The organism is Peptoniphilus hominis (ex Hitch et al. 2025) (assembly GCF_040096015.1).
Lineage (GTDB): Bacteria > Bacillota > Clostridia > Tissierellales > Peptoniphilaceae > Peptoniphilus_A > Peptoniphilus_A hominis.
On record NZ_JBBMFO010000042.1, the window covers coordinates 1 to 9,653 of the forward strand.

General features: G+C 36.1%; 12 protein-coding genes and 1 riboswitch. Of the genes, 7 read left to right on the forward strand and 5 right to left on the reverse strand.

The window, feature by feature from the left end; translation table 11 throughout:
• Positions 1-178 precede the first annotated feature (178 nt).
• From WMO19_RS09195 to pyrB, 5 genes are all read right to left on the reverse strand, one after another.
• Entirely contained in the window at positions 179-1,303 is a 1,125-nt protein-coding gene (locus tag WMO19_RS09195) for a hypothetical protein (RefSeq protein ID WP_349171552.1), read from the reverse strand.
• Positions 1,304-1,379: 76 nt separating this feature from the next.
• Complete coding sequence (locus tag WMO19_RS09200) at positions 1,380-2,285, reverse strand: dihydroorotate dehydrogenase (RefSeq protein ID WP_349171554.1); 906 nt, start codon at positions 2,283-2,285, stop codon at positions 1,380-1,382.
• Entirely contained in the window at positions 2,275-2,976 is a 702-nt protein-coding gene (locus WMO19_RS09205) for a dihydroorotate dehydrogenase electron transfer subunit (RefSeq protein ID WP_349171556.1), read from the reverse strand. Before WMO19_RS09205 ends, WMO19_RS09200 begins: the two co-directional genes overlap by 11 nt.
• A gap of 1 nt (position 2,977) precedes the next feature.
• Positions 2,978-3,409 (reverse strand): aspartate carbamoyltransferase regulatory subunit, encoded by a 432-nt coding sequence (locus WMO19_RS09210; RefSeq protein ID WP_019124049.1) that lies wholly within the window; start codon positions 3,407-3,409, stop codon positions 2,978-2,980.
• A complete protein-coding gene (gene pyrB, locus WMO19_RS09215; RefSeq protein ID WP_349171557.1) occupies positions 3,406-4,317 on the reverse strand; it encodes an aspartate carbamoyltransferase in 912 nt (303 codons plus the stop codon). The genes WMO19_RS09210 and pyrB overlap by 4 nt, the downstream gene beginning before the upstream one ends.
• Before the next feature lie 111 nt (positions 4,318-4,428).
• Between pyrB and WMO19_RS09220 the strand changes: the two genes are divergently transcribed.
• From WMO19_RS09220 to WMO19_RS09250, 7 genes are all read left to right on the forward strand, one after another.
• Positions 4,429-4,965 (forward strand): guanylate kinase, encoded by a 537-nt coding sequence (locus tag WMO19_RS09220; protein WP_349171559.1) that lies wholly within the window; start codon positions 4,429-4,431, stop codon positions 4,963-4,965.
• Between the two features lie 55 nt (positions 4,966-5,020).
• Positions 5,021-5,132: riboswitch (FMN riboswitch) on the forward strand.
• Between the two features lie 46 nt (positions 5,133-5,178).
• Positions 5,179-6,294: a bifunctional diaminohydroxyphosphoribosylaminopyrimidine deaminase/5-amino-6-(5-phosphoribosylamino)uracil reductase RibD gene (ribD, locus tag WMO19_RS09225; RefSeq protein WP_349171561.1), complete on the forward strand. Its 1,116-nt coding sequence runs from the start codon at positions 5,179-5,181 to the stop codon at positions 6,292-6,294.
• Complete coding sequence (locus WMO19_RS09230; protein WP_349171562.1) at positions 6,287-6,931, forward strand: riboflavin synthase; 645 nt, start codon at positions 6,287-6,289, stop codon at positions 6,929-6,931. Before ribD ends, WMO19_RS09230 begins: the two co-directional genes overlap by 8 nt.
• Positions 6,932-6,960: 29 nt before the next feature.
• Entirely contained in the window at positions 6,961-8,166 is a 1,206-nt protein-coding gene (locus WMO19_RS09235) for a bifunctional 3,4-dihydroxy-2-butanone-4-phosphate synthase/GTP cyclohydrolase II (RefSeq protein WP_349171563.1), read from the forward strand.
• A gap of 49 nt (positions 8,167-8,215) precedes the next feature.
• Positions 8,216-8,683, forward strand: coding sequence for a 6,7-dimethyl-8-ribityllumazine synthase (gene ribH / locus WMO19_RS09240; protein WP_349171564.1), 468 nt, complete (start codon positions 8,216-8,218; stop codon positions 8,681-8,683).
• Positions 8,676-9,368 (forward strand): HAD family hydrolase, encoded by a 693-nt coding sequence (locus WMO19_RS09245; RefSeq protein WP_349171566.1) that lies wholly within the window; start codon positions 8,676-8,678, stop codon positions 9,366-9,368. Before ribH ends, WMO19_RS09245 begins: the two co-directional genes overlap by 8 nt.
• Before the next feature lie 135 nt (positions 9,369-9,503).
• Positions 9,504-9,653, forward strand: a 150-nt coding sequence (locus tag WMO19_RS09250) for a transposase (protein ID WP_349171567.1), incomplete at its 3' end; no start/stop codon positions are given.

Genomic DNA, 9,653 nt, shown 5'->3' on the forward strand with positions numbered 1-9,653 from the left:
CCACCTACAAAGTATAGGTTAACATCCACTACAATTAGTTAATTAAATATTGTGTCCAGTTTTATGGGTACACATCATTACTTCATGCCGAATAATTTTAAGATAATTAATCTACAGCAAAAAATCTCGACAGCAGCCGAGATTTTTCTTTTCTTATTTATTTTTTAATTTTAGAAAATTATTTGCTCTTTAGTCTTTCTATTTCCTTATTTAGGCTGTCAATTTTATTTGACATCTTTAAAATCTCTGCGTTAAGATCCTTTACATCTTCCTTGCTTGATGGTTCCACAAAGTTCATGTAGTCCATGTTTAGTTTAAATAATTCTTCTCTCAAAGACTTAGTTTCTTCTTCTGCCTTCTTGTAAATTTCCTTAAATTTGTCTACATCAAATAATTTTTTATATTGTTCCTTAGTTTTTTCTTCAAAGAAGTCATAAACCTCTTGTGGGTCCTTCTTCTTTGCCAATTCTTCTAAGTCAGTCCTGTACTTTTCAAAGGTAAATTCAGAAATTTTTGCAATTTCAGCATAAATTTCCTTGTAGTAGTTTACATAAACTTCAAAATACTTCATTGATTTTTCGATAAAAGTCTTTTGGAATTTTAAAACCTTTGAAGTGCTGGCAAAGTATTCATTTCCACCAAATAATTTTTCGTATTCTTCTAAGTTACTTAGCATTTGATGTGAAAATTTTTCCATGTTTTTGAAATAATCCATTTTGCCAAAGAAATTGTCTGTCATAAAAGGCATATTTCCAAAATTAGGAATCATGAAGTTAAAATTGCCAAAAACTTTTTGGTTAAAGTCTAAAATTTCCTTTGCCTTGTCTCTCACTTGTTCTGGCATAAAAATATTCATGTAGTTTTCTTGATATTTTTTGTAAGAGTTAAAGAGGTCCTTGGCAGCAATACTGTAATCTTCTACAAACTTTCCATTGGCACTTAGCATTGGAAAATAATTTTTAAAATTATTCATAAAGTCGCCATAAACTTTATTAGGCTCCTTTAAATTGTCTGCAAAAAATTTTTGAAAATTCATAAAATTTTCAAAGTAAGGGTTTACTTCAAAGAGTCCATTCATTTTTTCGCCATAATCCCCTTGGAAAGGAGAGTATTTACTCATTGTATCCATATAATTTTTTGGCATTTCATAAATATTTCCCACCATTTTTTCATTTATTCTTGCCATTTCTCTGAAATAATCTTCTAAGCTTAAATTTTCTTTTTCATTCTTTTCTGTTCCCTGATTAAAAGACTTTAGTAAATTCATTTGGGCATCGTATATATCCTTGTATAAATCAAACATATTGGTACCTCCTTTTAGTGTACTAAATTATTACCACAAAAAAAGACTTTCTAAACGCTAGAAAGTCTTAAATATTTTATACTAATTTTTTAATATAGTCCTTTATATTTTTATTCTTTTCTTCTAAATACTTTTCAAGGTCAGAGATGATTTCTGCTCCTGCCTTGGGATTCATAAAATTATAGGTTCCAACTTCAACTGCAGTGGCACCTGCCATTAAAAATTCAAGGACATCCTTATAAGACGTAATGCCTCCCATGCCGATTATTGGTATGTCAACTGCTTTTGCCACTTGATGGAGAATCCTTAGAGCAATTGGCTTTACTGCTGGTCCAGAAAGTCCTGCGTAGGTGTTGTTAAAGACAATTTCTTCTCTGTCAAAGTCAATAGCCATTCCGAGAATTGTGTTTATTAGTGAAAGTCCTGTGGCGCCTTCAGCTTCAACTGCCTTGGCTATGCCCACAATATCCCCTGCGTTGGGAGAAAGCTTTACAAAAACTTTTTTATTTGTAACTTTCATGACCTCACGAACAACTCTTGCTGCAGAGTCCTTGTCCATGCCAAAAGCCATGCCCCCTTCCTTTACATTGGGGCAGGATATATTTAATTCAATGGCTGCAAAGTCATAGTCATTTAAAATTTTTGTGGATTCAACATATTCTTCAATGGTATTGCCTCCAAGATTTACAAAAATTTCTGTGCCAAGGTCTTGCATTGAAAAGATTTTTTCTTTTACAAATTCTTCCACGCCTGGATTTTCAAGTCCAATGGAATTTAATATTCCTGATGGCGTCTCCCAAATCCTTATGCCTTCATTTCCCTTTTTTGGATGCCTAGTAATTCCCTTGGAAGAAATTCCCCCTAGAATTTTTGGGTCGTAGAAGTTTTTAAATTCTTCGCCATAGCCATAGGTTCCACTTGCCATAATTATTGGATTTTTTAATTTTATGCCTGCTAAATCTATTTCAGTCCTAGAAGTCAATTAAATCACTCCCCTTAAAAATTGGTCCTTCCTTGCAAGATCTCTTTCTGCCGCCCCTTGTATCGCAGGAGCAAGATAGGCAAGCTCCCACGCCGCAGCCCATTCTCTTTTCAAGAGACACATAGGTTTTTATGTCACGAGCCTTTGCAAGTTCCACAACTTTTTTCATCATAATTTCTGGTCCACAGGCATAAATGAGCTCATGCTTTTCAAAATCAATTATGTCTGTAATAAAGCCGCCTTTTTTTATTTTTATATGGCACTTTACATCTTTAAAGGCCTTTTCAAGTTCAAGCTCTTCCCTCTCCCCTATGTAGAGGGTGATTTTTGACTCAGGCTTTAACTTTTGAATTTCCTTAATTAAATAGTGGAAGGGTGCCACACCAACTCCACCTCCAACTAGGGCAACTTCGTCTACATTGGCGTAAAAAGTATTTCCAAAGGGACCGTAAAGTTTTATGTCATCGCCAGCTTCTAATTTTTCAAGAATTTCTGTGCCTATTCCTCTTTTTTCTACTAAGAAGTCTACACCCTCTGTTACATCATAAACTGAAATTGGTCTTGAAAGTGTTGGATAATTTTCCCAAGCCCTTAGCATAAAAAATTGCCCTGGATAAATCTTTGTCTTAAAATCCGTTCTAAGTATAAAATAATCTTTGCATACATCAATATTTTCTAAAATCTTTGCCATTTTACTCTCCATAAGTGGTAACTGTGTCGCAGTATTCGCACTTATATTCCTTTTTGTCTCTGTCGTAGAGATAAAATTTGTGACCTGAAATTTCCCTTTCGCTATTTGTTATACATCTAGGGTTTTTGCACTCCAATACACCTTCAACTACTTCAGGAAGTTCCATGCGAATTTTTTTCACTCTCTCCCCATCTTCTATAAAGTTCACTGTTGTATGTGGAGCAATTAGTCCCAAGACTGTGAAGTCTAAATTGTAGTCCGTTTCTATTTTTATTAAATCTTTTTTGCCCATGGAAGTAGAAAAAATATTTTGCATAAGAACAACTGCGTCAGTAACTTTTTCCAGCTCCAGTGCCTTATAAAGGACATGAGCACGACCTGCCTCGATGTGGTCTAGGACAATTCCTTTTTTTATTTTTGAAACATTTATCATTTGTTAGCCTCCAAAAGTTTTATAATAAGTGCCATTCTGCCATACATGCCAAACTTTGTCTGTTCAAAATAAACTGCACGAGGGTCCTTGTCCACTTCTGGTGCAATTTCATTTACTCTTGGAAGTGGATGAAGTATATACATGTCATCCTTGGCTAATTTTAATTTTTCTTCTGTTAAAATGTAGTAGTCCTTTAATCTTTCATACTCGTCAGATGATACAAATCTTTCCTTTTGAACTCTTGACATATAAAGTATGTCTAAGTCACTTATGGCGCTCATGAGGTCTCTGGTCTCAGTGTAATTTTCCTTGTCAATGAAGTTTTTAAAGGGCTCTGGCATCTTTAATTCTTCAGGGGAAATAAATACAAATTTTACATTTTTGTAGCGGTTTAGGGCCCTCACTAGGGAGTGAATAGTCCTTCCAAATTTTAAATCACCGCAAAGTCCAACAGTCAAGTTGTCAAAGGATTTTTTGTAGTGCCTAATTGTTATTAAGTCGGCAAGAGTTTGTGTTGGGTGAAAGTGTCCTCCGTCTCCTGCATTTATTATTGGCATCTTAGTAACCACCTTTGATGCAAGAAGGGCTGCACCTTCCTTGGGGTGACGCATGGCACAAATGTCTGCGTAATTTTCTATTACCCTAATTGTATCTAAAAGAGTCTCGCCCTTTGTTGAGGAGCTAACTCCTGCATCAGAAAAACCAATTACCCTTCCTCCAAGTCTTAGCATAGCCGTCTCAAAGGAAAGCCTTGTTCTTGTTGATGGTTCAAAAAAAAGACTGGCCAATAAATTATTGTCGCAAAAATGAGAATAGTGAATAGGATTTGCGATAATGTCATCAACCAGACTAAAAATTTCTTCGTATTCTTCAGTTGTAAAATCTAGTGGCTCTATTAAATGTTTCATCTTGACCTCCATCTAATATTTTATCTTTTTTATATTACTTCAAAAATTAAAATTTGTAAAGTAATTTGATATATGTGTTATACTTGTAATAATAAATTTAAAGGAGAGGCTATGATTTACTTAATACTTGGACACTCTGGTTCTGGCAAGAGCACACTAAGGGATGAACTTGCAAAAGAGGGTTTAAATAAAATAATAACTTACACAACGAGACCTCCTCGTCCCAAGGAAGTTGACGGTCTTGATTACAATTTTATAAATATTTCTGACTTTAAAAAAATGGAAGAGGAAAATTTATTTATTGGCTCCACTTGCTATGCAGGAAATTATTATTCAACTTTAAAAGAAGATCTTGAATTAAATAATAATGACAAAAGAGACTGCGTTATTATAGTGGATAAAGAGGGCGTCCTTGCCATAAAAAAGGAATTTAAAAATTCCCTCTCAATTTATTTAAAATGCTCCAAGGAAGTTTTAAAAAAGAGAATGATTAAGAGGGCTGAAGATGAAAGCGTCATAGAAAAAAGACTTTCTGTCCTAGAAAATTTAGACTCTTATGCAGATTATATCATCGACAGCGACAGAGAAATGGACCAAGTCTTAAGTGATGTCTTAAAAATTATTAAGAGCCACAAGTCGGGAAAATGATTTTTCTTTTCTTGACAATTTATAATCTAGTGATATCATAAACTTATAAGTAAATAAAATTCTTCAGGGCGAGGTGCAATTCCTCACCGGCGGTAAAGTCCGCGAGCGCAAGCTGAATTGGTGCAATTCCAATACCGACAGTAAAGTCTGGATGAAAGAAGATAAATTTAAATTTTTGAGCCCTGCCTGGGCTCTTTTTTTATAGGTGATTTAATGTATGTAGAAAATTTTAACGACAGCTTTTATATGCTTCGAGCCCTAGAACTTGCAGAAAAGGGTATTGGTCACACAAAGACTAATCCCCTAGTGGGCTGCGTTATTGTAAAAGATGAAGAAATAATTGGCGAGGGCGCCCACTTAAAGTTTGGCGAAAACCACGCTGAGGTAAATGCCATTGAAGATGCAAAAAGTCGCGGCAATGACCTTAAGGGTGCAAGTCTCTATGTAAACTTAGAGCCTTGCTCTCACTTTGGCAAGACTCCACCCTGTGCCAATCGAATTGTGGAAGAAGGCATATCAAGAGTTGTAATTGGAACCACTGACCCCTTCCCTAAAGTTTCTGGCGGTGGCATAAAAATTTTGGAAGATGCTGGGATTTCTATAACAGAGGGTGTCTGCCAAGAAGAATGTTTGAACTTAAACGAGAGATTTTTTACCTATGTAAAAAATAAGAGACCCTTCGTTGTCCTAAAGGCTGGCATGTCCCTTGATGGAAAAATTGCAACAGCAAGTGGCGAGTCCAAGTGGATAACATCAGATTTTTCTAGAGCTTACTCTCATGAGCTTCGAGGAAAGCTTGACGGAATAATGGTTGGCATAGGAACAGTTCTTGCTGATAACCCAACTTTAAATGTCCGTCACGGTAAATACAGGGTCAATCCCATAAGAATTGTAACGGATTCAAGGCTTAGGATTCCCCTTGATGCAAAGCTTCTTTCAGAAGATTTGGATTCAATAGCAATAATTGCCACAACAAAAAATTGCGACAAGGAAAAACTTGAAAAACTTAAAAAAATGAAAAATGTTGAAGTTTTAATCTGCGGCGAAAAAAATGGCAAGGTTGATTTAAGGGACCTAATGGAAAAATTAAGTGGATACGACATATCCTCCATCTTACTGGAAGGCGGAAGGACTCTTAACGCTGAGATGCTAAAAAATAATTTAGTGGATAAGTTTTATTTTTTCATGGCGCCAATTTTATTGGGCTCAAGGGGCATTCCTGCCATTGGCGATTTGGAAATAGGTGCCTTAAAGGACGCAATCAAAATAAAGGACATGAAGTGTGAAAAATTATTTGACGACATACTTGTCACTGGAAGGTGTGATTGAAATTTTTACGGGAATAATAGAAGAAATTGGAAGACTTGCTGACATAAAAAAGGAAAAGGACCTCTACACCTTAAAAATTTCCTGCAAAAAAGTTTTGGAAGGCACAAAGAAAGGCGACTCCATTGCCACAAATGGCGTCTGCCTAACTGTGACAGAGCTTGGCGATGAATATTACAAGGCAGAAGTCATGGTTGAAACTATAAATTCAACAAACTTTAAGACTTTAAGTGTCGGTCAGGCTTTAAACCTAGAGCGAGCCCTTAGCCCATCCAAAAGACTTGACGGTCACATAGTCCAAGGCCATGTTGATGGAGTTGGCGAAATCGTAAATATTTTAAAGAGGGGTCACGAAATTGTCTACAGGATAAAATTTGACTCAGATAATTTTAAATACATTGCCGAAAAGGGATCTATTGCTCTTGATGGCATTAGCCTCACTGTATCAAAGGTAGGCGAAAATTATTTTGAAGTCTCAATTATTCCAACCACAATTGCTGACACCAATCTTGCAAGTAAAAAAGTTGGCGAAAAAATAAATATTGAGACAGATATTATTGGCCGCTATGTCTACAATTTTGTCAATACAAAAGAAGCAAGCAAAATAACAAAGAATTTTTTATTAGAAAATGGATTTTAAGTAAATTTATAAAATCGAGAGGAGAAGACATGAAAGTTAACACAATCGAAGAAGTTGTTGAAGCCTTAAAAAAAGGCGAAATTATAATAGTAACAGACGAACCTGACAGAGAAAATGAAGGCGACATGATTCAAGCTGCAGAATTTGCCACTGGTGAAAGTTTAAACACCATGGCATCTCTTGCCAAGGGACTCATTTGCATGCCCATGTCAAAGTCTTACGCAGAAAAACTAAAGCTAGATCAAATGGTTGCCGACAACACTGACAATCACGAAACTGCCTTTACAGTTTCCGTTGACCATGTTGACACAACTACAGGAATTTCTGCTTGGGAAAGAGCCTTAACTGCAAATAAACTTGCAGAAGATGATGCAAAGCCAGAGGACTTTAGAAGACCTGGTCACATGTTCCCTCTTGTTGCAAAAAAAGATGGGATTTTTGTAAGACGAGGACACACTGAAGCAACAGTTGATTTATTAAAAATTGCTGGCTTAAAAGAAGTTGGACTCTGCTGCGAAATTATGCAAGATGATGGACACATGATGCGTGGCGAAGATTTATTTAAGTTGGCAGAAAAGTTGGGCATGAAAATTACTACAACTGAAGAACTTTTGCTTTACAGAAAGAGACATGAAAAAATCATAGAAAAAGTTGCAGAGGCAAAACTTCCAACAAAGTTTGGCGACTTTAGGGCTCATGCTTATATCGACAAGGTTACGGGCGAACACCACATTGCCCTTGTTAAAGGCGAAATTGGCGACGGCATGGATGTCCTCACAAGAGTTCACTCTGAATGTCTAACTGGCGACTGCTTTGGCTCATCAAGATGCGACTGTGGCAACCAACTTCACCTTGCCATGAAAAAAATTGACGAGGAAGGCAGAGGAATTTTGCTTTATATGCGTCAAGAAGGTCGTGGCATCGGCCTTGTAAATAAAATCCGTGCCTATGCCCTACAAGACCAGGGCATGGATACAGTTGAGGCTAACTTGGCTCTAGGCTTTCCTGAAGATGCCAGAGACTATTCCACTGGTGCCCAAATCTTGCAAGATTTGGGAGTAAAGGAACTTCGTCTTCTTACAAATAACCCAGACAAGGTTTACTCTCTTCAAGAATTTGGCATGATCATAAAGGAAAGAGTGCCAATTGAAATTCACTCAACAAAACACGACGAATTTTATTTGAGGACTAAGGCAGAAAAGATGAACCACATCTTATCTGAATTTAGCAAATAATTTTAAAATCATTAAGAAAAAAATTAAGAAAAAAATAAATGGAGGAAATATGAAAATTTACAGTGCTAATTTAAAATCTGAAGGAAAAAAATACGCCATAGTTTTGGCAAGATTTAACGAGTTTATAGTTTCAAAACTCCTAGACGGCTGCATAGACGGACTAAAAAGGCATGGAGTTAAGGACGAGGAAATCGAAGTGATTTGGGTGCCAGGGTCTTTTGAAATTCCCCTAGCAGCAAAATCTCTTGCCATGACAAAAAGATATGACGCAGTAATTGCCCTTGGAGCAGTTATTCGTGGCGCAACTACTCACTACGAACTTGTATCAGCAGAAGTTGCCAAGGGAATTGCAGCTTCATCACTTGAAACTGGCGTGCCAATAATCTTCGGTGTAATCACAACAGAAAATATTGAACAGGCCATTGAAAGAGCCGGCACAAAGGCTGGCAACAAGGGCTTTGATGCTGCCACAGCTGCAATTGAAATGGCAAACCTATTAGGTGAAATTCGTGTCTAAGCTGGCAAAAAAAAATTTGCAAAATAAAAATGATGACCTTAAAAATGTTAAGTCCATAATTTTTGACTTTGACGGCACCCTACACAATACCATTAAAATTTATTATCCTGCCTTTTCTTCTGGCGTGAAATTTTTGCGAGAACATGGCTTTGCAAAGGACTTTGAACTCTCAGAAAAAAATGTGGCAAGATTTTTAGGTGAGAAACCAAACTTTGCTTACGACCTAATTGCAAGGGGTGCAGATGACTCTTTGAAAAAAGAAGTCATGGCTCTTGTTGGCAAAAAAATGGATGAAAACATAAAAAATGGGCTTGGAGAACTTTATAAGGGCACTATAAAAGTTTTAGAAGAGCTTTCCAAGAATTATGACCTCTACATTCTCTCCAACTGCCGAGAATCTTATCTGGACACTGCCCTTGATGTCTACGGCATAAAAAAATACTTCAAAAAATATTTTGCCGCAGAAACTTATGACTTCCTTCCAAAGGAGGACATTATAAAAAAAGAAAGACAAAAGATAAAGGAAGAGATCATATTTGTTGGCGACAGGCACCATGACATGGAAGCAGCAAGAATTAATAATTTAAAGAGCATTTTTTGCAGCTATGGCTTTGGCAGCGAGGAAGAAGGAAAAGATACAAATTACAAAATTTCTTATATTGGAGAAATTTTAGAGCTCTTGTAAGAAATGCTTTTAAATAAAAATTTATAAATCGCTTAAAAATTTTAAACATAAAAATTTATAAGAAAAAACCCTAACAAAATGAACTGACCCCCAAAAGTTGGACTAACAAACCAACTTAAGGAGGTCAGTTTTTTAATGACAAAATACAAAACAGAATTTAAGATTAAAGTAGTAAAAGAATATCTAGAAGGAAATATAGGCTACAAAGACTTAGCGAAAAAATACTCTATCCCAGATAATTCGACTGTTAGAAGGTGGGTTAATGCCTATGAATCTCAAGGATAT